This is a genomic window from Coleofasciculus sp. F4-SAH-05 (genome assembly GCF_040222985.1).
Classification (GTDB): Bacteria; Cyanobacteriota; Cyanobacteriia; order Cyanobacteriales; family Coleofasciculaceae; genus Coleofasciculus; species Coleofasciculus chthonoplastes.
Genome location: NZ_JAVKBY010000063.1, coordinates 36,071 through 61,242 on the forward strand (window position 1 = coordinate 36,071; position 25,172 = coordinate 61,242).

The 25,172-nt window shown below is 43.8% G+C and carries 24 protein-coding genes and 1 tRNA gene; 12 read left to right on the top strand and 13 right to left on the bottom strand.

The window, feature by feature from the left end:
• Window positions 1-159 precede the first annotated feature (159 nt).
• Window positions 160-1,335 carry a DNA cytosine methyltransferase gene (locus RIG27_RS07660; protein ID WP_446343916.1) on the top strand — a complete coding sequence of 392 codons (1,176 nt, stop codon included), beginning with the start codon at window positions 160-162 and terminating at the stop codon, window positions 1,333-1,335.
• Between the two features lie 544 nt (window positions 1,336-1,879).
• Window positions 1,880-2,158 (top strand): hypothetical protein, encoded by a 279-nt coding sequence (locus tag RIG27_RS07665; RefSeq protein ID WP_446343918.1) that lies wholly within the window; start codon window positions 1,880-1,882, stop codon window positions 2,156-2,158.
• 639 nt (window positions 2,159-2,797) lie between these two features.
• On the opposite strand, the gene RIG27_RS07670 is transcribed toward RIG27_RS07665, so the two are convergent.
• The 4 genes from RIG27_RS07670 to RIG27_RS07685 form a co-directional block, all read right to left on the bottom strand.
• Window positions 2,798-4,420, bottom strand: coding sequence for a mucoidy inhibitor MuiA family protein (locus RIG27_RS07670; RefSeq protein ID WP_446343920.1), 1,623 nt, complete (start codon window positions 4,418-4,420; stop codon window positions 2,798-2,800).
• A 213-nt stretch (window positions 4,421-4,633) separates the two neighbouring features.
• Window positions 4,634-5,539, bottom strand: a complete 906-nt coding sequence (locus RIG27_RS07675) for a methylenetetrahydrofolate reductase (protein WP_446343922.1) — start codon at window positions 5,537-5,539, stop codon at window positions 4,634-4,636.
• 154 nt (window positions 5,540-5,693) lie between these two features.
• A complete protein-coding gene (gene trpS / locus RIG27_RS07680) occupies window positions 5,694-6,704 on the bottom strand; it encodes a tryptophan--tRNA ligase (RefSeq protein ID WP_446342441.1) in 1,011 nt (336 codons plus the stop codon).
• A gap of 9 nt (window positions 6,705-6,713) precedes the next feature.
• Window positions 6,714-6,992 carry a hypothetical protein gene (locus RIG27_RS07685; RefSeq protein WP_446343924.1) on the bottom strand — a complete coding sequence of 93 codons (279 nt, stop codon included), beginning with the start codon at window positions 6,990-6,992 and terminating at the stop codon, window positions 6,714-6,716.
• A 56-nt stretch (window positions 6,993-7,048) separates the two neighbouring features.
• Between RIG27_RS07685 and psb28 the strand changes: the two genes are divergently transcribed.
• The 3 genes from psb28 (at window position 7,049) to RIG27_RS07700 (ending at window position 8,164) form a co-directional block, all read left to right on the top strand.
• Window positions 7,049-7,384 (top strand): photosystem II reaction center protein Psb28, encoded by a 336-nt coding sequence (gene psb28, locus RIG27_RS07690; RefSeq protein ID WP_446342439.1) that lies wholly within the window; start codon window positions 7,049-7,051, stop codon window positions 7,382-7,384.
• A 124-nt stretch (window positions 7,385-7,508) separates the two neighbouring features.
• A complete protein-coding gene (locus tag RIG27_RS07695) occupies window positions 7,509-8,012 on the top strand; it encodes a MogA/MoaB family molybdenum cofactor biosynthesis protein (RefSeq protein ID WP_446342437.1) in 504 nt (167 codons plus the stop codon).
• A 79-nt stretch (window positions 8,013-8,091) separates the two neighbouring features.
• A tRNA-Glu gene (locus RIG27_RS07700) sits at window positions 8,092-8,164 on the top strand.
• 156 nt (window positions 8,165-8,320) lie between these two features.
• Here the strand turns inward: RIG27_RS07700 and RIG27_RS07705 are convergent.
• Window positions 8,321-10,213, bottom strand: coding sequence for a protein kinase domain-containing protein (locus RIG27_RS07705; protein WP_446343927.1), 1,893 nt, complete (start codon window positions 10,211-10,213; stop codon window positions 8,321-8,323).
• 306 nt (window positions 10,214-10,519) lie between these two features.
• Between RIG27_RS07705 and RIG27_RS07710 the strand changes: the two genes are divergently transcribed.
• The gene (locus tag RIG27_RS07710; protein WP_446343929.1) at window positions 10,520-10,831 is read left to right on the top strand and encodes a nucleotidyltransferase family protein; all 312 of its coding nucleotides are present in this window, start codon (window positions 10,520-10,522) and stop codon (window positions 10,829-10,831) included.
• Between the two features lie 41 nt (window positions 10,832-10,872).
• On the opposite strand, the gene RIG27_RS07715 is transcribed toward RIG27_RS07710, so the two are convergent.
• From RIG27_RS07715 to RIG27_RS07745, 7 genes are all read right to left on the bottom strand, one after another.
• Complete coding sequence (locus RIG27_RS07715) at window positions 10,873-15,210, bottom strand: NACHT domain-containing protein (RefSeq protein WP_446343931.1); 4,338 nt, start codon at window positions 15,208-15,210, stop codon at window positions 10,873-10,875.
• 45 nt (window positions 15,211-15,255) lie between these two features.
• Window positions 15,256-15,570, bottom strand: a complete 315-nt coding sequence (locus tag RIG27_RS07720; protein ID WP_446343933.1) for a hypothetical protein — start codon at window positions 15,568-15,570, stop codon at window positions 15,256-15,258.
• A gap of 89 nt (window positions 15,571-15,659) precedes the next feature.
• The gene (locus RIG27_RS07725) at window positions 15,660-15,884 is read right to left on the bottom strand and encodes a type II toxin-antitoxin system MqsA family antitoxin (protein WP_446343935.1); all 225 of its coding nucleotides are present in this window, start codon (window positions 15,882-15,884) and stop codon (window positions 15,660-15,662) included.
• A 4-nt stretch (window positions 15,885-15,888) separates the two neighbouring features.
• A complete protein-coding gene (locus RIG27_RS07730) occupies window positions 15,889-16,182 on the bottom strand; it encodes a DUF4258 domain-containing protein (protein ID WP_446343937.1) in 294 nt (97 codons plus the stop codon).
• Complete coding sequence (locus RIG27_RS07735; protein ID WP_446343939.1) at window positions 16,160-16,744, bottom strand: Uma2 family endonuclease; 585 nt, start codon at window positions 16,742-16,744, stop codon at window positions 16,160-16,162. The genes RIG27_RS07730 and RIG27_RS07735 overlap by 23 nt, the downstream gene beginning before the upstream one ends.
• Before the next feature lie 10 nt (window positions 16,745-16,754).
• Window positions 16,755-16,955 (bottom strand): PDDEXK nuclease domain-containing protein, encoded by a 201-nt coding sequence (locus tag RIG27_RS07740; RefSeq protein ID WP_446343941.1) that lies wholly within the window; start codon window positions 16,953-16,955, stop codon window positions 16,755-16,757.
• Between the two features lie 23 nt (window positions 16,956-16,978).
• Window positions 16,979-17,194, bottom strand: coding sequence for a hypothetical protein (locus tag RIG27_RS07745; RefSeq protein WP_446343943.1), 216 nt, complete (start codon window positions 17,192-17,194; stop codon window positions 16,979-16,981).
• Window positions 17,195-17,339: 145 nt separating this feature from the next.
• On the opposite strand from RIG27_RS07745, the gene RIG27_RS07750 reads away from it, so the two are divergent.
• The 6 genes from RIG27_RS07750 (at window position 17,340) to epsE (ending at window position 23,772) form a co-directional block, all read left to right on the top strand.
• Window positions 17,340-17,678, top strand: a complete 339-nt coding sequence (locus tag RIG27_RS07750) for a hypothetical protein (protein WP_446343945.1) — start codon at window positions 17,340-17,342, stop codon at window positions 17,676-17,678.
• Window positions 17,679-17,734: 56 nt separating this feature from the next.
• Window positions 17,735-18,013 (top strand): hypothetical protein, encoded by a 279-nt coding sequence (locus tag RIG27_RS07755; protein ID WP_446343947.1) that lies wholly within the window; start codon window positions 17,735-17,737, stop codon window positions 18,011-18,013.
• Between the two features lie 49 nt (window positions 18,014-18,062).
• Window positions 18,063-20,270, top strand: coding sequence for a hypothetical protein (locus tag RIG27_RS07760; RefSeq protein WP_446343948.1), 2,208 nt, complete (start codon window positions 18,063-18,065; stop codon window positions 20,268-20,270).
• Between the two features lie 258 nt (window positions 20,271-20,528).
• Window positions 20,529-21,518 (top strand): hypothetical protein, encoded by a 990-nt coding sequence (locus RIG27_RS07765; protein WP_446342425.1) that lies wholly within the window; start codon window positions 20,529-20,531, stop codon window positions 21,516-21,518.
• Between the two features lie 58 nt (window positions 21,519-21,576).
• Window positions 21,577-22,377 carry a hypothetical protein gene (locus tag RIG27_RS07770; RefSeq protein WP_446342423.1) on the top strand — a complete coding sequence of 267 codons (801 nt, stop codon included), beginning with the start codon at window positions 21,577-21,579 and terminating at the stop codon, window positions 22,375-22,377.
• A 138-nt stretch (window positions 22,378-22,515) separates the two neighbouring features.
• Window positions 22,516-23,772: an exopolysaccharide biosynthesis GT4 family glycosyltransferase EpsE gene (gene epsE / locus RIG27_RS07775; protein ID WP_446343951.1), complete on the top strand. Its 1,257-nt coding sequence runs from the start codon at window positions 22,516-22,518 to the stop codon at window positions 23,770-23,772.
• A gap of 199 nt (window positions 23,773-23,971) precedes the next feature.
• On the opposite strand, the gene RIG27_RS07780 is transcribed toward epsE, so the two are convergent.
• Window positions 23,972-25,057 carry a glycosyltransferase family 2 protein gene (locus RIG27_RS07780; RefSeq protein WP_446343953.1) on the bottom strand — a complete coding sequence of 362 codons (1,086 nt, stop codon included), beginning with the start codon at window positions 25,055-25,057 and terminating at the stop codon, window positions 23,972-23,974.
• Between the last annotated feature and the right edge of the window lie 115 nt (window positions 25,058-25,172).

Below are 25,172 nucleotides of genomic sequence, written 5' to 3' on the forward strand. Positions count from 1 at the left end.
GATTCGCTCTATAATACTTAATATAATATCATGTCCGGTCAAACTTCCCTGAATAAAAACATCTGAAACCATTACGATACAATAATTACAACGACAAAGCGCCCAGGGAGACTATAAGGCGTAAAACAAGAAGGGTAATTTAGCGTAGGAGTGACAGCCGTGATAGATGGCAAAGCTATTTCTATTTCTCTGTTTTCAGGGGCTTTTGGTTTAGACCTAGGTTTAGAGTTAGCCGGATTTCATACCGTAAGCGTGGTTGAGAAAGACCGGGATTCGGTAAAAACCATAGCCCTTAACCGACCCTATCTTCATGAAAGTGCTATCCCCAGAGCAATTGAAACAATCAGTACCCAAGATTTACTTTTAGAAGGGAGTCGAGTTTTAGGGAAGGGGAGAGCATTACGCCCGAATGAGGTGGACTTGGTGGTGGGTGGCGCACCTTGTCAGCCTTTTAGTACAGCAGGAAAAAGGGCTTCAGTCTTGGACCCTCGTGGCAGTTTATTTATGGAGTTTGTCCGCGTTGTTCGAGACATTCAACCCCGATTTTTCGTTATGGAGAATGTGAAAGGATTACTTTCTGCTGCTATTCGTCACCGACCCATTAACCAACGAGGCGCAGATTATCCACCTTTAGAACCGGACGAAATGAGAGGTGCAGCCCTTAATGTGGTACTAGCAGAAATGCACGAACTAGGATACAACTTGGTGTACAACCTTTTAGAAGCTGCCGATTATGGGGTTCCTCAAAATAGAGAGCGGGTTGTGTTTATTGGTTCCAGAGACGGTGAATCTGTTACATTTCCTTTGGCTACCCATTCTCAAGGCGGTAGAGATTTACCCAAGTGGCGTACTTTACGAGATGCTTTAACCAATTTAGTTGAACAAAATCCAGAGTTTACACCTTACTCAGAAAAGCGCTTAAAGTATTTGATACTCCTCAAATCAGGACAAAACTGGAGATATTTACCCGAAAATTTGAAAGAAGAGGCAATGGGAGGTGCTTACAAGTCAGGGGGTGGTAAAGTTGGATTTTACAGGCGATTGTCCTGGGATAAGCCTTCACCTAATGTGACGACAAGTCCACAGCAAAAAGCCACAGATATGTGTCACCCTGTCGAACTGCGTCCCTTGACTGTGCGAGAATGTGCTAGAATCCAAACCTTTCCTGACGACTGGATTTTTCAGGGTTCAATAACGTCTAAATATAAACAAATTGGTAATGCTGTACCTGTTGGATTGGCAAAAGCCATTGGCACTTATCTTTACAGTTTGATTCAAGGAGATAAACCGCGAGGGAAAGAACTCGTTGAACAACTCTCACTTTTCCCTTTATAAAATTTATGCCATTTCATTTACAGAGCAGTGATTAAAAAAGGCTAATACAAAGTTGCGTTCTATCATGTCATTGGAGAGCGAAGCGAAGAATCTGGACAGATGCTTCGCTTCACTCCGTTTCACTGCGTTATGCTCAGCATGACAGATTCTACCTTAGACTGCAACTTGGTATAAGATTAGCTTTTGTCTCAGCTAATTGCACTGATTAATCAAGTTAAGAATTATTTGAAGTTTCGCTGGCAGCCAATTGAGAGAAAGCCTTGTCAATTTTTGAGAATGAGGAAATAATTTTCCCTAACTTGTAGGCTTTACGCAACTTTTCATCGCTTATGTGAGTCGCATCAATGAAAGAGGCGTGTTCTAAAATTAGTGCTTTCCGCTCCTTGACAGAAGGTCGCTAGGCGTGTATTTACAACTCCCGTACCTGAAGCTGAGTCCAGATGAGAGGTTCGTACAAACAAAGTGTAACTCTACCTGCGCGAAGCGCTATTATAGTGTATGATAATTGAGACTGTTACACGCTCTTTTCAAGAGGAAGTTAAATGTGTCGGATATAGAACAGGATGCTAGTCAGTGGATGCTCAATGAAATGTTAGGGATAAAAACTATCCCAGCAACTGAAGACTATGAAGGGTTTATTAAAGCCGTCCTCATTTGCGCTAAAGGAGATGGAATCCTAGCACCAGAAGAAAGAAGCTGGCTAGCTGGTTGCGTTGCTGCCTATCGCAATCCCAGATATGAACTAGCCAAAACCTATGAACCCAATGAGGATTTGCAGGAGGTTTTGAGTCAGACACCAGTTCTAGTAGCGTTCCGCGCCTAATTATTTATTTTGCCATTCATGCTTGTTCTGCTGATAGAGAATATCATGCCGAGGAAAAAGCTGCTGTTCGCAAACTTGCCAAATATATTGGGATTGAAGAAGATGTAGTTAGTCAAATAGAAGAATTTTGCCTGGAGGAAGCCAAGATCCGAAAAAAACGGATTGAGCTATTGTATCCCAATGGGATACCTTCCTACTGGAGTTTAGACTAAGATGTTGTTGATGAAGTGTGGCGTCAGTAATCGAACTAGCTTCTAGAGATACCCTTATCCTCTTCATTTCCAGGTATAGTAGGGGCGACCCGCCTGCATCAATTAACAACTAAAATCCACTTAAATTGATCGGGTCGCCCTCTGCTCAAACCGTTGTTAATCTAAGCTTAGCCTTTCGTTTTCTTGCGCCGCTGAGAATGCTTGGGTCTTCCGGACAAGCGTGTGCTAAACTATCAGTTTAAATAAACCATGAATCTTGCCACATAAGGACTGTAGCTTTTAAGCGTCTGAAAATGACTTGAAATCCGGGTAAAAATGGTTAAAGCTATTGCTGTCCAACATTACGGCAAACCAAACTAACAATTTAGCACACTAACTACGGAAGACCCAGAGTGCCATCGAGTGATTAAGTGGCTGACAAACATTGCTAAACATCCAACCCGATAACCCTAAATTCTGGCAAATACTCCACCGTAAACTGATAGGACAATTCCTGACAAGAAAGAGAAGGCAAAGTTAGTAACCATTCCAACACACCCAACTCACCGATTTCCATAGAGGGATTAGCATCAGTCAGCCGAACTTTCAGTTGAGAATGACAACTCACCGGCAGTTGTTCCATCACCTTAACCTGTGCATCTTGCTCCCGTAAATTTGCCACCGTTAACCGATACCCATACGTCGCTACTTCCCGCTGTTGATTGCCAATCAGCTTCTTATCTATTTGTCGTTCCACCAGATACCGCTCAATTTTCAACCCATCGTCCACACCCAAATCCATTTGAAACTCTTGACCTGGGGCAATATTCGGGATTTCGCTGATGCCAATAAACCTATTATCGCGAAAGATACTGATCTGTCCTGGTAATAAAGTAACGCCATTCAACGGATTCCTAACCGCGGCTTTCAGGTAAGCAAAATTAAGTTGGCGCGACATCGCCACATACTCAGCCCTACAGGGATAATCATCTCTGTGGAAAATAGAGACCTTATGGCTCACCCCGTCACTGGGAATCGTTGCTTTACTGTCAAGAGTAAAGGTAACAATACCCTTTTGTCCCGGCTGTTCCCCCAGTTTCTTTTGGGCTCTCAACCGCTCTAACTCGTCATCTATCGTCGGTTCAGGTTCTGGCGCTATCCCCGCAAAGGGCATATTCACCAATGTGGGGCGAGGTGCGTTATGCTCCTTTGGGTTGGTTGTTGTCCGATTCGCCAAAGCGCTAGGCTGTTGCAAATCAATATACCAAGGCGTAATTGGGGGAATTTGCCGCCCTACCCCCGGTTGAGCGGTGGAAAGAGTAAGCGCTACACCCAACCAATCCTCACCGGTGTTTTGGGTAATTTGAGCCAGGTAACTGAGTCGGGCGGTTTGCTGGCTATCTTGCCAATGGACATCATAGACGGGTTGCCAACTTGCTCCCTTAACTCGGTAAGAAACTAAGAGCGCCAATTCACCCGCCCCCGCTGGTTCTAGGGTGACAATGATATTAAAGCTGTCATGAATCTGGGGAGTAGAGAGCTGCTGAAACTGCCCTCGCACCGCTTGTAACTGAGTGTTGACCTGTTTTTGATCCTGATCCTGTTGCGCGATCGCACCCGATAAATTCTGCCACCGTTCTCCGACAAAATCCAGCAATTCCCCGATTTGAGTCAAGTTCAACGGTTCAGGATTTTGGGATTTTGTCAAGCGTTCCAGATACTGATTGCCTAAATTTTTGATAAAATTCCGCTGTAAATTCAGCAACGTCAGCATATCTTGTCCCTGACGTCTTTGATCTTCTAACTGACCAATTTCTTCAGACAGTTGGCTAACTTTGGGATGAGTCCCTTCACGAGTGCTGGTTTTTTCCGTCCGTACCTCCAATAATCGCCCCCCTGCATGACCCGTACTCGACACCTGAACGGACTCACTCAGAAGCGTTACGGGCAAATTAGCAATCACCAGTTCCCGTTCCTCACCCGTTAGCTGTACAATCCCTCGGCGCGTGACTAGCGCCTGGTTATCATACACTGTAACGTTACAAATTTCGGTATCTACCGTCTTATTCATCCGTCCTTCTTTGTCCTCAAATCAAGCCCCCTACATTCATGTCGGAACCTGAATATAAACCCAAAAATTACACGCCAAAATACTTAATGTTCAAAACATGATTTTTGCTACACCTGATTTATCCTCATTCCCAGTCGGTCAATCAGGACATTGCCTGGCACATCTGGAACATTGCGATCGCAACCGAAAACATTTCGGTCTATGAAATTCATTTTACCGATTTAGGGGTGCGATTCCCGCTAAATCCAGAATCTGGGGAATCAAATCTTCTCGCTTAATCACCATAATATGCACACCCTGACATAATTGTCTCGCGAGTTGGATTTGTTCAGCGGCAATTTTCATCCCTTCTTGCAGTGGATCGGCGGCTTCTGCCAGTCGATCAATAATTGATTGGGGAATATTAACACCGGGAACGTATTTATTCAGAAATCGAGCATTTTTCGCCGATTTAATCAAAAATATCCCCGCTAAAATCGGCTTATCGGTGTCAGCCGCAATTTTATCCATAAACATTTCCAGCCGCTGGAAATCAGCAATCAGTTGACTCTGGAAAAACTGGGCACCCGCTTCTAGTTTACGCTCAAACCGACGTTGTAATCCAGACCAACTTTTTAACTGAGGGTCAACGGCGGCTCCAGCAAATAACTCTGTCTTTCCATCGGACAATGGCTTGTCATTAGCATCGAAACCGTTATTGAGTTTACTGATTAGCTGGAGCAAACGTACTGATTCTAGATCAAAAACGGGCTTGGCGTCAGGATGATCACCGACTTTTACCGGATCACCGGTGAGGGCAAGAATGTTACGAATGCCCAAAGCCTGCGCTCCCATCAGATCTGCCTGTAACCCCAATCGATTGCGATCGCGGCAAGCGATCTGACAGATCGGTTCTATCCCATGTTGGACTAAAATAGCGGCGGCGGCTAAGGACGACATCCGCAACACTGCCCTAGAGCCATCGGTAAGATTAACGGCATGAACGCGATTCTTTAGCGGTTTTGCCAAGTTAATCATCTGGCTAGCGTCACCTCCCTTGGGGGGGCTAACCTCTGCCGTAATTAAGAATTCCCCTGATTTAACCGCGTCTCGGAACGAGGGTTGAGTAAGGCTTGTCATTTCTTATTTGTTATTTGTCATTTGTTATTTCTTATTTGTCATTTGTCATTCGTCATTTGTAATCCGCTCCCCCTGCTCCCCCTGCTTCCCCTGCTTCCCCTGCTTCCCCTGCTCCCCCTGCTTCCCCTGCTCCCAGACGTGCCATGGCACGTCTCTACAGGGGTGTAGAATACCCCATAGCTGCCTTGACTCGGGAGAGGGTTGAGAGCGCGATCGCTTCTGCTTTCTCCCGCCCTTGACGTAAGACTGACTCTAGATAACCCTTATCTTCCATCACGGCTTGATAGTTTTGCTGAATGGGTTTAAGGGCTTCAATTGTTGCCTCACTTAACACCGTTTTGAACTGTCCCCACCCCATATCCTGACATTCGGCGGCGACAGCTTCCTGGGTTTTCCCCGACAGTAGGGTATAAAGCGAGAGCAAGTTATGACACTCTGGACGTTCGGGATTGTCAAATTCTAGCCCCTTAATCGGATCAGTTTTACAGCGCTTAATTTTCTTTTGTATCTCCTCTGGAGAATCCAGCAGATTAATCCGACTCATCGGGGAGGGGTCAGATTTGGACATTTTTTTCGTGCCATCGGTGAGACTCATCACCCGCGCTCCTTCTTTGCGGATTAAGGGTTCGGGCAATTTCAGCACGGGCTTTTTCTTGCTGCCATACTGGTCATTAATCCGAATCACAATATCACGAGTCAGTTCGATATGTTGCTTTTGGTCTTCTCCTACGGGTACTAAATCCGCATCATAGAGCAAAATATCGGCTGCCATCAGCACCGGGTAGTCTAGTAAACCTGTACTAACATTTTCGCCCTGCTTCACCGCCTTTTCTTTAAACTGAATCATCCGTTCTAGCCAATTTATAGGCGTGACGCAGTTAAACAGCCAGGTGAGTTCACAATGAGCGGGGATGTGAGATTGGACAAAGATGGTGGAATCGTTCAAATCAACCCCACAGGCTAGATATAACGCCGCGATGGTGTAGGTATCAGCGGCTAGAGTTGCTGGATTATGGGGCACCGTAATCGCGTGTAAATCGACGACGCAAAAGAAATTTTCATACTGACTCTGGGCTTCTACCCAATTACGGATTGCTCCGAGATAGTTACCCAGGTGAAGATTTCCAGTTGGTTGAACTCCAGAGAGAACCCGCTTTTTGCCCATTGATATTGGTTAAGGATGATGATCTGCTCTATCAATTTTGCCATTACCTCGGTCGTTATGGCAGGAAAACGGTATTTTTTTGTTAATTGTAAAGTTTTTGCTAAAATCACTATGAAATCTAAACGCCAAAATCGCTTGCTGTTCCCAGGTAGGACTAGATGGGCGGAGATTAAACAATCGGTGATCAGTGTCTGGATGCTCAAGACGCAGCAGTTCCTCGGGGTTGGACGTAGAACTGAATTCACACCTTGAGGAAATTTCCAACTCCAGTCCTTGTGCAAATGGCAAGCACGGCTGATCATTACAATTGGTGATAACCTTCTTAAATTTTGATTGAACGGCTCATGGCTAAAATTCAATTTATTAGAGGCATTGACGAAGAAGTTGTACCTGATGTGCGCCTGACTCGCTCTCGTGATGGCAGCAATGGTACGGCAACATTTTATTTTGATAATCCCAAGGCGCTTAATGGCAACTATGGTGAAGAAATAACAGGTATATACCTGATGGATGAAGAAGGAGATCTGGTCAGCCGAGAGGTTAAAGGCAAATTTGTCAATGGACAACCGACGGCATTAGAAGCAATTGTGATCATGAAATCGCAAGAAGAATGGGATCGTTTTATGCGTTTCATGGAGCGCTATGCTGAGGAGAATGGTTTAGGATTCAGTAAATCTTGATTCTCCAGTAGCCACGACAGAAGTTTTCCACCCGTTTTTTCGGGGCGGGTTTCACCGATAACACTGGGGGAAAAACTGATAACTGTACTAAACCCGTCCCTCTAGGGAAAATAGAGGATATGATATGACTCATCAGCCTCATCCCAATATAGGCTCAAGATCGATCGCGACTGCTGTGGTGACAGTCAGTGATACGCGATCGCAGAACTCTGATCGCAGTGGTTCGTGCATCCAGCAATTGCTGCGTGATGCAGGTCATGCGGTTGTCGCTTACGAAATTCTCAAGGATGAACCGAACCAGATTCAGACGTATCTGCAAGCCCTCGCCCAGCGTTCGGATATTCAGGCTGTCGTGGTTAACGGGGGTACGGGGATTGCGGCGCGAGATACCACCTATGATGCCTTAGCGAGTTTATTAGAGAAGACCTTACCCGGATTTGGTGAGGTCTTTCGTTGGCTCAGTTACCAAGAGATTGGCTCACGCGCGATCGCTTCACGGGCTGTCGCTGGAGTGTATCGCCGTAAGCTAGTTTTCTCCCTTCCTGGTTCTACGGGAGCGGTCACACTCGCCATGGAGAAGCTCATTTTACCAGAGTTGATTCATCTAGTCACTCAGTTGGAGAAATAAATTTTCCCGATTAATTTGTTGGCTCAGGAGTTGACAAGCCCGAAAATGTTCGTTATATTTATTAACGTCTGAGAAACAAGCCCCCATCGTCTAGAGGCCTAGGACACCTCCCTTTCACGGAGGCGACAGGGATTCGAATTCCCTTGGGGGTATCAAAATATTAAAGGTAGAGGTGTTACAGGTAACGTCTCTACTATTCTTTTGTGTACTATTTTGGGCGTTGTGGCTTGGAACTGGAGTTTATACCAAGTTTGTAGTCCAAATAGACTGACTCGATTTGGTTTTAGATGGTTTGCCGCAGTGCTACCCTACGATCCTGGTGTCTCTGGCGTTTCCGGTATCTCTGGCGTTTCCGGTATCTCTGGCGTTTCCGGTATCTCTGGCGTTTCCGGTATCTCTGGCGTTTCCGGTATTTCCGGTATCTCTGGCGTTTCCGGTATCTCTGGCGTTTCCGGTATTTCCTGTGTCTCTGGTGTTTCCGGTGTCTCTGGTGTTTCTGGTGTTTCCGGTGTTTCCGGGTTCTCTAGCTGACTGGATATGGTTTGAAACCGCTCAGGCGAACCCAGGGAGTAATCCTCTAGGCGAAAATCCCCAAAGGGTGTCTTTTCCAAGCGCGATCGCAAGGCTTCATCGACAATCACACCAGGGGTTTTATCTTTCACGCCGATAATAATAATACTACGTTGGTAAGATGTAGCATCTTGATCCGGCTGACAATTGTCTCCGTTAAATTGACCCAAATTTAATAGGCGATAATTTTCGACTGAGGCTACATCCCGAAATAACTTTTTGGCTAACAGTTGGATTTGTTCGGCACGTTGAAAGGCTCGCCGTTCTTCTCCCACGGGCGTTCCTTCACAAGAAGCGGTTCCCACAGAAATAATTTCACTGGGATTTTCCATCAAACTTTGTATCCCTTCATCCTCTAAATTTGACCGTAACGCATCAATAGGGATCATCTGCTGATTATAGTTAACTTGAAACGTACTCCCCAGTTTCCATTTATATTCCCGTGAAAGTACCGCCACACTAAATTCAGCGGTTCTCCCTTCACTATCGGCACCTTCAACATAAGGAAAATAATCCACATCTCCCTTTCTTTGCGGCGCTTGCGCTGGGGTAAATATCCAAACCCATTGGGAATTTAACCCGCCTGAACCGATAATCCCAATCCCTAAAATGACCAGTATCGCTAACACTAAAATTAGCACTTGCCAGCGCCCAGAGTGGCGTTCTGGGGCGGGTTCGGGTTGAGGGAGGGGAGCGACTCCCACTTTCAGGGTTTCCGTCAATGTGGCGGGTTGATGCTCTAAGGTATCTAGGCGTTGTAAAATAGCTTGGGCAGTTGGCGGGCGATCGCGAACCTGTCGTGCCATTAATTCATCGATAAATTGCAATAAGTTTGGGGAAATCCCGGTGGTGTGATTCCGCCAGTTTAATTCATCGGTTTGAGCATCATACAACTGGCTGGGATGATGTCCGGTTAACAAAAAGACGAAAGTACGTCCCAAGGCAAAGAAATCCGATTGTCTTACCGCTTCCCCATTCATTTGTTCGGGGGCGGTATACCCGGATGAAATAACGGCTGTAATCCCGCCACCTGCGCCCACTTTAGCTAGATAGGTGCGGGTGACTTCTCTGGCTGTACCAAAATCAATTAACACCAACTGCCCATCAGGGCGGAGCATAATATTAGAGGGTTTAATATCCCGATGCAGATACTGCTGATCATGAATAAGCTGTAGAATAATCGCAAGCTGTTTTAACCACGCGATCGCTTGCGCCTCAGAAATGGGTCGATTGTGCTGTTGTTCTAACCACTGCTCTAAAGTGGGTCCCTCTATCTTTTCCATCACCAAGCAGTGCAAGCCTAACCCATTGCGCGTCTGATAGAGGAACGAACTATCCACTTGCGGAATACCCGGATGGTTCAGTCGCCCTAACACCACCGCCTCTTGTTCAAACAGTTCCACCGCCTTGGCGTCACTGTTGAGGTGATCCTTGAGAACTTTGAGGATTTTCGGCGTACTCCCTTCATAGACGTCATAGATATTACCAAAGCCACTCTTATCACTAATCAGGCGCATCACCCGATAACGCCCATTCAGCAGCAACTCTGAGCCGCAGCTTTGACAGAAGCGCTGATGCTCATTCTCGGAGGTGTCAGGTTTTGGGCAAGTGGGGTTAATGCAAAGGGGCATAGGTGGCGATAGAATAGCGACAGTCTACCTATCTCACTATAAATGAATCGGGTTAAACCGCTTCACCGTTTACAGCTCAACAGCCAGGGGAACCCGCCACTATCTGTCCCACATCACCCATTCGCATCAGCCCACGGCGTACTGGCGTGGCACACCTTAATTGGTGGATTAGCATTGTAGGGGCGCAAGGCTTGCGCCCGGTTTAAACGTCAAATCTAGTCCACAATTTTAGCTGTGTTAGTCCAGTACCATTGGTGTAGGGGTACGGCATTGCCGTACCCTTACAGATTACGATAAAGAGTCAATATGGGCTGCTCAACCGCAATCCGAACGATTCAAAACTTACGAGAACGCCGGGATGAATTACTTGCCATTTTCACCAAACATGGCGCTCACAGTATTCGAGTATTTGGCTCTGTCGCACGAGGAGAAGCAACCGAACAGAGCGATATTGATTTTTTGATTGATTATGATCGAAACTGCACAAGTGCTTGGTTTCCTGGAGGATTGATCAATGATTTAGAGTCTTTCTTGAACAGTAAGGTGGACATTACGACGGTTCGGGGTTTAAGTCCACTAATTGCTGAGAATGTACTCCAAGAGGCGATCGAATTATAAATCAGAATGTAAAACATGAGTAGAGCCGTCAACCCTATTATCTACATTCGCAACGCTGTATTGAGGACAAAAGCTTTAACTCTCACGCCGGAATTAGATAATTCTGCGGCTTGCTGCTCAAATTTTTCTTTGGCTTCCTCAATACTGATTTTTGGTGCTTGGCGCTTTCTAGAATCGCTATCATCCCACTGTTCACAATTAAACCAGGCGATGAGGTAAAGACCATGCTGACAGCGATTATCCTTGAGATAGCGATTGACAAGTTGTTCTTCCATTGCAGTATCTAACTCTTTTTTATTCCAGCAGCCTTTCGCTTCAATGATGACAGTTATAGAATCATAAACCTCTCCATTTCGATTCTTGATCACAGCATCAACTTGAATATCTGTTCGTTCACCTCGACGAATTTCAACTTCCCGGTTGATAATGACGCCTTTTGACTTGAGACAATCTAAGTATCGCGCTACATAGTCAGAAAACGGATTCTCATCTTTGGGAATATAGGTACTACCTTTAACCTTTTTCCAATCTACTTTACCCCAAACATCAATTTTATCAAGATTGAACGGCTTAACTAAGGAATCAGCTAACCTTCTAACTTGAGTCCATTTGATTTCGTTCCATAAATCTATAACAGCAGGATTCTGATCATGAAGTTTTTTCTGCAAACTTTCTAGCGATTCTATTAACACCGCTAACAGTTCATTCCCATCCTTAACCAGACGTTTTTCGGAGTCATTAAAAAGTTGCAGTATTTGATCAGGATTGGGTGGAGTCCAAGTTTTACGCCGCCTGATATTTTGAGCCTCTCGCAACGTCCATTTTAATTTCGTCTCTTCAGGAAATGCTTGAGCAATACGCTGAATCTCAGCACAGGCTTGAGGTGTTCCTTTTTCTTTCAGTTGAGTCAGTATACGATTTCTAAAACCAACAATACGTTGTCTATTATTTACACGGTATTGATTAATTAATTCAGTTAAAGTTTGTCCATTGTCTACAACGTAAGTAGGTGTATTCATACCCTTTTCACCGGAATCACTCTGGGGCTTATAGTTTTCATTTTCAGGATATTGCTGAACTAACCATATATAAAGGTCAGCCATTTGTTCCTCTGTGATGTTTAAATTCATGCCATGTGAGGAACTGTAAGTTTCTAATTCAAATATCTCTCGTCCAAAGTTCGGGTCTTGCTGAATAACTGACCAAACCTTTGACCAGCTATTAGGTTCAGCGTTTTCCAGCAACACTATAGCTGCAACAATAGTTCGTTCGCGTTCTTCTGGATGTGGGGGGAGTGGAAAAGTAATCAGTGATTGTGCAAATTCCCTCGCCTCATTGAAGTCATGATGCAGAAGTTCATCTAGTAACCTTCCCATCCATTTAGGATTCAGCGCTTTATCTTTTGCTTTTTGAAAACAAGCAGATTTTAATCGCTCGTCCCAACATTTTTTAAGTTTTTGGGTAATGTATGGATAGTTATATCCTTCCCTTTTTTTATCTATAAGTAAGAATAGTGTATCAATCACTTTATCGGGAGCATTAGAATAAGATAGTTTAACTAACTCCAGATAGTTCTGATTACTAGCAGGAAAAGCAATGATAACAGGTGTCCACTTCTGCCATATTTCGGAAGAAAGAGTATCTAGGCAATCTGAAGATTCTTTTAAAAGTAACTGCAAAGCCCTACATCCAGCGAATGCTGGTCGATTATAGTTATTTGTCCCTATCCAGTCGTCAGCTACTTCGTTTTGCTCATGAATGTACTTATTAGCCCCCTGAATAATTCTGCGTCTAGTATCTAACTCTGCTTTTTTCCATCCAGGAAATTTAGTTAAATCTGATTCAAAGTCATAGCCGTAAGCTTGGAGAGTCATCTCCAAGTTGAGTCGCCACCAAGCATCCATGTTTCCAGCCTCTAGCTGTTCTAGTAATAAAATAATTCTTTCTTTCAGAGATGGCTCGAAAGAAGTCGGCTTTTGTTCAGGATTTTCCCATTTTTTATCTTCTAGATACTCAGCCTTCATTCTATTGGCATCAACTGAGTCTAACTGAATAGCTTCCACATAGTAGATCAACTCTTCACGCAAAATGTTATTCGTTTCAGTCTCTGTAAGAATAGCATCTATTTCTCGACCATACTTAAAGTTATCTTGTGAAGTTATAAAATTACGAGAAATGCGCTTAATCAATTTTGCCCAAGTTTTTTGCGTAGACTCGGACGTAGACTGGTGGAGCTTATCAAGCATCCATAGAATCTCTTTCTCCAACCAAAGATTCTCTTGGGCCAAGCTTAGTAAATAAGGTGACTCATCTTTTAATTCAGCAAGAAGCAGAACTACTTGCTCTATCAATTTGTGCCGTTTACCATCTTCATTAGATAGAAGTGATTTATCATAACTGCTTGATGTTATAAATGGCTGATACTCTTGCCACTGGATCAGGGCTATATTAGCAAAACTTTCTACAACTCCAGGACTATCAAAATTATCCCAAGCTTTTAAAAGGATAGAATTTGTCAATTCTTCAAAGGGATGTCCAAAATGCCTCACCTCTTGCTTGGCAACCCAATTGAGAGCGATTAATAAATCAGTTGACTCAAGCTTTGGCACAAGTTTAGATTCGAGAAAATCTTGATAACAACCAAAAATGTTTCTAGTTTTAGGAGGAGTTATAACTCTAAATAATTCCTCTGCTGTCAAATGTTCCGACCAAACTGCCATCAGAGATACACCTTTAAGTTCATCATTTTCATCTTCGGCAATTTCACTAACAGCTAAAGGTTTCAACTTTAATTTTGTATCTGCACCACCAATTGAACCGATAGCTATTGCTGCCTTTACTCTGAGTCTTATAGGTTGAGATGAATCAAGTGCTAAGTTTACTAAATCTTCCTGAAGTTCAGATATCTCACAAACTTCAGCAATCTCTATCGCCTCATGCCTAGCATGAAACTGCTTACTTGAATCCTGAATATAAGGACGCAGTTGTTCAGCTAATCCAGAATGCTTAAGTTTTTTGTCTCTTATAAAATTATCTAAACTTGGAAATATTTTTCCTTCATTGTATTGCTTCAGTAAGTTATCAATAATAACCTTCTTACTTGCATCTGTGGATATGTCACTTCGTAGTATCACCTCAGGATCAGTCCTGACAATTTCTTGAAAAATGTCATCCCTCATACTGGCTAACCATGCAGCGGTTTCATGAAGTTGAGGGACTAATTTGTGTTCAGGATCATCGGAAGACACAATCAGACTCATAACCTGGACTAAAGGAATGTTACGCTCAACCAAGTACCAAGCGGCTAGAAATTCAGCATAAGTTTGGTGAGCAAAACCGATGCGATTTGTTCCTCGTCCCGAAAATAAACCTGTAACAGATAGTACATCTTGAATGCAAACTTTATCAATATCAAACTTTTGCTGATTGATGTTTTCTTGACCGCCACATAAATCCCCAATGGCTATATCCGAATCTGGCATATCTTCAGTTTCTGGACTTGTCCAAATAGCGGCTCGATTCGCTAAGATTGTTAACGCCGCGATACGACCTGCTACAATTAGGCGTTGATTTTCATCAAGTTGACCTGTGAAACCAGCCTCGAACCGATCTGGGTTCACTTCCTGACACAGTTTTAAACACCCCTGCTTATACAATTCTTTCTGAGAATCAGGAAATTGTTGATTTTTTTGATAGATGCTCAGTAAGAATTTTAACGTAATTGGTTTAATTGCCAATGGAACGGCTTCTCGCTGAATAACCTCCTGGATGAATTCATCAGAATTTATGTTTTGCTGTTTTGCGGCTTCAATAACATCACTTCGGCGCAAGGGAGCAAGTTGATATATCCCGACATTTTCTTCTCCCCATTTCTGTTTAAGCTTTTGTTCTAAACTATCCGACCAATCAGCGGTTCTACAGGTAATCCGTAGGTAAAGACGCTCACAAGGAAGGTTCTCAATCTCACGCTTCAAAATTCTAACCAGTATTTTTATTGAGAGTAGTCCCTCATCTAAACTATCGAGGAATAGATAGAGTTTATTACTTCCCTTGCGCCACGTTTGCACTGTCTGGTTCTCGAAAATTTTCTGACACAATCTTGTATCTGTTTCATATTCACCCAGTTCAAACCACAGACACTCATCGTCAGAATCACGAACTTGCTCTAACCTTTGTGTGTACTCTTGCTTGGCTGCTGTTGTTTTCCCGATACCCGCCTCACCCAGCAACACTAAACAGGGAATATGGGATATATCTGTGAAGGGAACTACATCTGGATCCGTTATATATCCATAATCTTCGGGATCAGCTAAAAATCCTAAATGATCAAACTTTAGCTTACCCGTAATTGGACACCAAAAGCGTTTCCAGTTGTACATACTTTTTTACTGAATCACTCGACTTATCTATACAAGAACATCCCATCAACGCGAAAAGCATTGGTTATGCACGGCTGATACCTCAATACTAGCTATATTAGCAACTTGCCCAGCCACGCGATCGCACGCACATTGACGCCAGCCTATCTCACCATAAACTAGCGGTTTTGTCCTCCACGCGATCGCACAATCCTCTAGAGTGGTATAACGCCTCCGTAGTGAGTCAGTCTCCCGGTTTGATAGCAACAGAAGCATCGTTTCCCTCAATTGTGCGATCGCGCTACTATGTATGGATAGCCTTACACCCAGATCTTGCCAAGGAAATCGCGACGCCAAACTTGCCTTGCGCCTGCTTGACAAAATAAAGAGAAAAACTAGGGGTGTGGAAACCCGCGCAGGCGGGTTTTGTTTGTGTAGCTGCGGTTTTAACCGCCCAGCGATTTCTCTTTTTATGCTGCATAGCGGATAATTTCTACCTCTATCCCATTATTCACAGCCACCTCTGCTCGTTGTAGTACCTGCTCTGTAATCAAATCACTCAGATAATACTCCCCACAATTATCACAAACCTCTGCTGGTACCTGCTTGATAATCACAATACTTTCGTCTCGTTCTAGAGTCACAGTCACCAAACCAGCTTGTGTTTCGCCATGCTTACAAATTACACACCTCATTTTTTTATCTCCGAGTTCTAAAATTATTTGTCCAAAGATTCGGATCAGGACGATAAGCCGTTACCACATATCCTGTATCCGTAGATTCATCATAGGAAAATACAACATGAATGGGTTTACCTTCGACAAAATACAATAAAAGATAACTAGGAAACGGCGTATCATCTAGATTTTCTTCTATCACTTCTCCATAAGCAACAACAGTTTTTACATCACCTTTACTAATCCGGCGCAGAAACATCTGTTGGATAGCAATACGCGAATCTGTTCTTCCCTCACTCCCAACTCGGCTCCGCACGTCTCCTGAGCAAATCCTCCACCGACACCTGACAATCAGGAAACGCCAAAGGTGCGATTAAATCCGACTCAGCCAACACAACGAAATTAGCATAACCCTCCACCCCTGGCTCCCGATACACATATAATTGACGAGCATTAACATCCAAAATCCAATACTCCCTAATCCCAGAACGCCCATAAGCCGGAGCCTTTAAATCCCTATCCCGCTTCAATGTCCGATCAGAAACCTCAATCAATAGATAAATTTCCGCTGGCGTGGGATGATGGTCTTCATAGTCCAACGGGTCAGGTCGCACCACCGCCACATCCGGCTCAGGCTCTGAATCATCACTTAACCGCACCGGGTCTTGAAACCGCAGCAACACCCGATTTCCTAACCGTGTCTCCAGCAACCGTTTTATCCGAGTAATTGCCGCACTATGAAACGTCCCCTTCGCCGCCATCTGATAAAGCTGTCCTTCAATTAACTCCACCCGCTCATCCGGTGCCAGAATCCCAGCCTCTACCATTCGATGGTAATCTTGCACACTCAAGCGCCGAATTTCTACTGCAACCGTCATCGTTTTTATCTCATTCCTCCTGAGCAATTTCTACAGACACCGCCTCTAACTGCACTTCCAACTGCTCAATCGTTGGTAAACTTCCCTGCAACTGATCCGGTAAAGCATCCCGCAATTTATAAGTCGAAACCCCAATCGGTTTATTCACATCTCGCAGCGCATATTCGACAAGTGTCTGATTTTTCGTTTTACATAAAATGGGGTGTGGCACGCTTGGTAATCCTCAACTTAGGTCTATTTAAATGCAATTTGTTGTTTAATTAATCGTAAATTTATTGTTATTTTAGCATACTTAAAACGGAGGAAGATCATTTCCTTAATACTAGGCATATTACCAACTTGCCCAGCCACGCGATCGCACGCACATTGACGCCAGCCTATCTCACCATAAACTAGCGGTTTTGTCCTCCACGCGATCGCACAATCCTCTATAGTGGTATAATTCCTCATGATCAGTCAGTCCCTGGCGTGGTAGGAACCGAAGTATCATTAACAGTCCTATCGGAAAATCTTAATAGGAGTAGCAACTCCAGTAGACTCTGAACAGGCTTAATCAGTATCCTACAAGCCGAACGGTGCAGTTAGTTGATATTCTATGCCTACTTCATATAACTTTGCTGATACTCAGCAATTGCTAATCAAACCATTCGAGAGACTCAAATTTGTCATTATTTTTATACTGATTACAGCCTTGAGTCATGTTGTCGCTTATTTCGTTTACTCTCAGCCAGCATTTGACCTTCTCTGGGAAGAAAGTCCAATTCAATATGGAGTTGTGATTGGGATCATGCAAGGTACGCTGACAGGAGCGGCTCAATGGTTTATTCTTCGCAAGTATATATCAGATTTGAAATGGATTTTAGTTGTGGCTGCTACGACGACATTTATCACCTGTATCCTAACAGCTTTGAATATGTGGCATAGGATAAATTAGAGTTAATGTAGCAAATGCCAAAGCTTGTACTAAGCAGTTTGTAGATGGGGCTTGTTATGTCGATTAACTCAAATGCAACTGTTACTTTACCACGCGATCGCACAATCCTCTATAGTGGTATAATGCCTCATGCTGAGTCAATCCCTGGCGTAGTGGAAACAGAAGCACCATTTCATCGAGCTGTGCGATCGCGCTACTATGTATGGATAGTCAACTTAAGTCCTGTTGAAAAGGAAATCACGGCTAAACACAGTCCGCCTACGCGGACTAATGTGTGTGTGGAAACCCGCGCAGGCGGGTTTTGTTTGTGTAGCTGCGGTTTCAACCGCTATTAACTAATAAACCCTATTCCCTATTCCCTATTCCCTATTCCTTATTCCTATCATGTCCAATCGCGCCGAAACCCTAGCTAAAATTATAGAACAACGCCAACCCTTAGTTCAGAGCATCGCTGATGTCGAGGAACATCTGAGAAATCTGACCAACTTGCTCCGCTCCCTAGATCAACGGCGTCATATCTTAAAGGATAAACTAGACCAACCCGAATTGTGCGATCGCCTCACCACCATCGACTTTTCTCCATTGCGCTTACAGATTAGCACCCAACTGGAGCAGTTGCATCAACTTCGCGATCGCTTCTCCCGCCCTACCTTAAATATTGGCGTCGTTGGACTCATGGGTCAAGGGAAAAGTACCTTCCTCCAGAGTATCAGTGGACTCTCCGATGACGAAATCCCCGCCCTTAGAGGTGGTGCTTGTACCGCCGTTCGCAGCACCATTTATCATCAACCGGGAGAACCCTACGCCGAGGTAACGGTTCATTCTGAACAAACCTTTTTACCAGAAGTCATTCAACCCTACTATCAGGAATTAGACTTAGGCAATCCCCCCAACACCATAGATGAATTTGCCGGAACCTTGCCAGAATTTTCGGGAACCGATGCAACCAAAAAGTCCATGTATGAGCATCTCAAAGAAGATTATCATAAACACTTACCCATGTACAGACATTTACTCCTGTCTGGCGCCCCCCGAAAACTTCCCCCCATTCCCAAAGAACGGATTCATGAATATGTCGCCCAACGCCGCTTTCCCCAAGGTGAATTAATCACCTTTGACCATTTAGCCGTTCGCGAAGTTAAAATCTTCTGTCCATTCAAAAATTCCGACGTCGGTAAAATTGCCCTAGTCGATGTACCCGGTTTAGGAGATACTCGTTTAGGCGATGAGAAACTAATCCTAGAAACCATTGGACAAGAGGTAGATTTAGTAATTTTTATTCGCCGCCCCGATAGACTCCGCTACGGATGGGAAAAACGAGATACAGACTTATATAATACCGCAGCCGAAGCCTTAAACAATCTAGAGAATCGCTCGTTTATGATTCTTAACCATGTCACCGGAACCGATGATAACCTAGAAGCCTGTCAGAAACATCAAACCAGTATCCACGATAAACATATTGATGTCATCCGCTGCAAAATTGCCGATTGTTCTAATCCAGAGGAAACCAATGCGATACTCGACTTAGTTCTCAACTATCTGGCAAATAACATCACCTACTTAGACGAACAACACGCCCGCGTTTACCAGAAAAAACTTAAAGAACTGCAAATCTTAATTAATGCGGAACTAGAGAAAGCCCGTCTGGTTTGGTCAGGTGGCTTAATTGTTGATGATATCAATGAACAAGGCAAATTTTTGCGCCTATTCAATAAACTATGGGCAAATCTAACGCGGGGACTAGAAGAATTATTAGATCAGCTAGATATCGCCAAGGATCGCGATGAACAAGATATCTTTAAACAACAGGTTGAATCCATTATCCAAACCTGCAAAAGTGATACAGGCATCCCCACCGAGGAACCCATAAACGAAATCATTGCCCGACGGTTTGAAGAAGGAGATTGGCAAACCACTTATGCCAAATATCTCCATGAAATCCGCAATCATCTCACTCGCCATTTTCACGCTATGGACATGGGACTAAAAGAGTACGTGAAACAGGCAAAATCTCAAGTTACAGAGGTACTGGTAAATCAAGGAAATTTCGGAGAACTCACCCCAGCCAGAGGATCAGAATTTCTTAAAGCCATGGCAGAAATCATTCCTGATAATTTAGTCCGACTCAAGCACGCTTTCCAAACCCTATCAAATTTTGAAATGTCCTATAAAGCCAACTTTCATTATCGGATTCGTCCTCATTTAGATAATCTTAATCCCGATAAAACCAATCTCCGTTTGTCGGCATCAAATGCCATGGAGTCGCGAGAGATTAAGGCAAAGGAAATCTTAACCTATTTGGAAACCTTACAAGAAGAAGCCTTGTTTAAATGTCAACACGCCTTAGAAGATTTTTACGGTGAACCGGGTCAAGCTGCGTTTGCTGAAGTTGAAGAATTTGTTGATCAGGTACTGCGAGCAAAAGATGTCAAGAATGAATGGCAAATCTTTCTATTCCAAGAAAAAGCTCAGGTTTGGTCGAAGGAATTTGGCGATAATCAAGAAGGTGATGATCGTCAACAATGGTTATCATTAGTGGATCAATCAATAGCCGCTAACTCCCTAAAACAACTCCAGTTTTTGAATTAATTTAGACTTGGCGCGATCAATTCGCTCGTAGTGAGCGCTTTAGCGCCGTTCGTAGTGAGCGCTTTAGCGCTCTTTCATAAGAACTGGATTTCAGCGACTCACCCCTACATCCTACATGAGATACACAGACTTGTTCTAGAATTATATTAAAATTAAAGGCAGGTTTTGTATAAAAGTTAAAAAAACAATCAATAGTAATCCCTAAACCCGCCCCTACAGACGTGTTATGGCGCGTCTCTACCCAAAGGATGGAGAAAGATGCCTAAAGAACTCAATATAACCCTGCTTGGTGCGAGTGGTGTCGGAAAGACGACATTATTAACCTCAATGTATGAACAATTTGAAGCAACCAGTCGTCAAGCCAATCTACACTTAAAACCCGATATCGAAACAGCAGCTATCCTAGAACGGTATCTGGCTCAACTCAAAAGTTTAACCTACGAATTTAAGGCTGATGAACGCACCAAAGGGATTCGCGGCACCCTAGCCGTCGCTGGACCCGAATCCTTACCCTCTTACCGTTTTGATTTAGGCTTAAATGACAAAAAAGATGACCTGCGGCTACAGTTTCGAGATTATCCCGGCGGCTATATTTTACCCAGTGATGTAGCGGGAAGGCGATTTGTGCAGAAGATGTTGCGGGAATGTGCCGCAGTTATCGTGGCAATTGATACGCCAGCATTGATGGAACTGAATGGCAGATGGCATGAAGTGAGAAATAAGCCCGATGAGATTATGGCATTGTTTAAAACAGCCTACCAAAAGTTAGACGAACCCAAGTTGGTCATTTTGGCTCCTGTAAAGTGTGAAACCTATATGCAAGATGAAGTATCTGCCAACAATCTGATCAAACAGATTCAAGAAAAATATGCACCGTTACTGAAATTTTTTCAAGAGCCAAGACGAGCCGATAAAATTGCCGTCGTCACAACTCCGGTACAAACTGTTGGCTGTGTAGTATTCCTCAAAATCGAGGTCGAAAATTTGAATCAACCCCGCTTTTATTTTCGCAAGACGAGTTTTGATGCCAAATATAGTCCCCAAGATAGCGAACAGTTGCTGCGGTATTTATTGCGATTTTTGTTAAAAGTCTATATTCAAAATCGAAATTGGTCAATGTTTAACGTCGTGCGGGAATTGTTCAACCCTGATGCTCAACTCAAGCAAGCGGTAGAGCAGTTTGCTCAAGGGTGCAAAACAAACGGAGGATTTGCTGTTCTCCAAGGTAAATCACTATTAACACTGTAATATTCGTCATTTGTCTATATAAATAAATCAAAACTATTTTACAAATAGGGATTAACTGATGGATATCTATATCCAGAGTCGCGGCTTTGAACAAGATTATGATTATCGTTGGCTACAGGTTAGTCACGATGGGTCAATTCAACCCAAATTACCCCCCATTGGATTAACAGTACCCCATTTAATCGATCGCGAAACACCAACGGTTGTGTTAGAACGATTAGTGGATAACCAGTTGCTGCTGCTACTGACAGGGCTTGAACCCAAAGGACGAGTCGATTTTCTAGACCGCCAAATCCGCATCGCCATGGCTTGGGTGGGTGCAACGGCTGACGAACCCCTGCTGCGAAGTTTAGCCGCATCTGCATTAATTGACGAAGACTATCACCGCCTCGTGGAACAACTCAATCAAGTGGTAGGTTTAGGGGGTGATTATGGTTTTCAGGTATCATTACCAAAGATGCAGCAATTGGTTACCATGGTACGAAATCCCCAGCAACTGTCCAGTCAACCACCGACGCTCACCCCAAAAATTGGACGGAATATTGCGACACTGAGACATGAATTAGCCGAAGAACTACAAACCTGTCATTTACCACCAACTCCCGGTATTCTCATCGTCGTTACCGGAATTAAGAAGCCAGAAGCGCTGCAAGAGGCTGGTGTGTGGCGCAGTTTATCAACGCTAGTCGAGGGCGAGAGTTGGCAGGAGTTCTCCCCTAAATCCTGGTTTTTACCTGCTAATTTTCAGGAAGGAATCCCATCTAAGAATCCCCTAATTTGGCTTATGGTATTGATATCGATTCTCTCCTATTGGTTAGCATCCCTCGTAAAACTACTCTCTAGCCAAAAAGATACTTAGTCGGGGTGGATTTAATTGCATCTGGGTAAGGTAAGCTGATATGTATTTAAATTGGATATTCCCTATTTCCTGTTTCCTTGTCCTCATGCTCAAATAGTGAAACCCGCCCCTACACACAACTCATCACTCAAAACGAATATGAATCGGAGTATTGGTTACCTGCTTCCCGAATTTCCCGGACAAACCCACATTTTCTGGTGGCGAGAAATGAACGCCCTGACAAGTATGGGTATCGATATTGATATCGTCTCCACGCGGCGTCCCCTCTCAAAACTCATGTCTCATACCTGGGTTCAAGAAGCACAACAATGCACCACTTATCTCTTTCCTCCCAGACCAAACTTATTAGGTATTCTTATCGAACTACTACGCTGTGGTATTCCCGGTTGGTTCCGTTGCTTGCAAGCAATCTTAACCGCTAAAAACGTTTCACTATTTCAGAGGTTGCGACTGTGTGCTTTAGCCTTAGTTGGGGCGGAAGTATCCAACTTAGCCAGACGCCGCAATTGGCAGCATTTGCATGTCCACTCCTGTGCAGATGCGGCAAATATTGCCATGTTTGCGGCTTTAATTTCAAAACTTTCCTATAGCCTCACACTTCATAGTCCCCTGAAAGACTACGGACCCAATCAAGATCAAAAATGGCAGCACGCCACATTTGGAATGGTGATTACCCAACAGCTATATGAAGAAGTCCAAAACTCTTTGGCAGGTTATCTCCCGAAAACGATAAAAGTTGCCCCAATGGGCGTTGATTTAGATGTGTTTACCCGAACTAGCTCCTACTCTCCCTGGCGGGGAAATAGTGTTTGCCGGATTTTTAGCTGTGGGCGTCTCAATTTTTGCAAAGGGTATGTCGATTTAATTGCGGCTGTAGATATCCTGAGAAAACAAGGAATCAATGCCGAATTAAAAATTGCTGGAGAAGATGAACAAGGTGGAAACGGATATCGAAAGGAGTTAGAAACCCTGATTCAAACCCTAGGTTTAACCGACTCCGTTTCTCTGTTAGGCGCTGTTTCAGAAGATACAGTTAAAGCCTGTTTAGAAGAAGCTCACATCTTTGCTCTTGCCAGTCTGCGTGAACCCTTAGGTGTCGCAATTATGGAAGCCATGGCGATGGAGTTACCCATTGTTGTCACAGGTTCTGGTGGCGTTAAAGAACTTGTGGAAGCAGAAGTCAATGGGCTACTGGTAGAACCCCAAGCTCCCACCCAACTTGCCGATGCTATCTGCCAATTATTACACAATCCTGAACTATCTATACATTTAGGTCAAGCCGCACGAGAAAAAATAACTCAACAGTTTCAAGCCAAACGTAGTGCCAAAGTCTTGTATGATGCCATCACCGAACTATGTCCTACTCCCATAGAGACTCTAAACGGTAAATCATAACCTCAAAAAGGTTCGTAGTTGCGCTGTCTTCGACTCCATCGCTCCCATCGCCCACGACAAACCCTTAAGCCCAATGGCACTGCAATAAGCATTTTGTAATCACCAAAACCCTTGATATACCGTAGGGTGGGCACTGCCCACCAGCCTTAAATCAATGCCATCCCCCTGAAGTTAGTGTCATTCAACTAAATATCAAAAGTCATGAGAATAACTTTGAATCATTTTCTTTATTAAGCAATTCCGCTTGAAAACGCGGATACCACTCTCTTAATTGCTGCTTATCCATCTGCATCAGCTTAGGTACTAATTTTACAGCTAACCATGCGCCGCGTGCATGAGGAAACCCTCGATTCGGATTAGCACAATCTCGCAGAAATTCTAGCAAAGCGCGGCTGAGTGCAAATCGGACGACCAAGATATTGACCCTATGCTTTACTGTTCGGTGCGCCAAAAATAAAGCAATCGGATTTAAAACAACCAGCACAGAATTTTTATACCGATGAATTCGGGAAACCGCTGTCTGTTCGTGAAAAAGTTTGGCTCGACGAGCTAAGACAAGAGCCGAGGTTCGAGATACACGATAGCTAACATCCAAATCATTAACTGTACGACTAATTAATTCCTCAAATCCGCCAATTTCTTTCAGTGCTGACGTCCGAAATGTCATCCGACAGCCATGAAACAGCACCACATTATTAATTGAGGTTTTCTTTGCTAATTCAGAAATGTCATAGCGATGATAGGTTCCGTCATAAGGGATAAAGAGGTTTTGTATATGCCAAAGCTTATGGAATGGTTTAAGGAAATGATCCCATAAATTTAATTGGTTGGGTTGCTTGTTAGTTTGAACCGGATTATCAGATGGGCTGTTTTTCTGATCATTTTTACTGGTGGACGGTGGCTGAGGAACCATTAACGCCATCACTCCACCCACTAAATCTTCCTCATCTTGCTCATAAACTTCCATGATTTCTTCCGCACAATCAATGTACATAAAAGAATCATCGTCTAGATAAAATACGACATCGCTATCGCAGAAATTTAGCCCAATGTTTTGCTGATAAGTTAGGGATTTTTTATCCGAGCCTACATAAATTAACTCAATAGACTTAGCGGTTAGAGGCAGGGAATTAAGAATGCGAGTTTTAGACAACTCCCACTCATCGCTCGCATCAACAACGATGATTTGTTTTGGAGGACGAGTTTGAGCAACGATTGTCGGCAAAGAGCGCTCTAAAATTGCTCCTCTATTTAAAGTGGGAATAATAGCTGACCAGCTTAGCATAATTTTTATCCGAATATTTACTACCTATAAATCAAACTTAAACTTGAATATCACTGACTTAAGTCTGGTGGGCAATGCCCACCCTACGGCATATCAAAGGTTTTGGCGACTCACA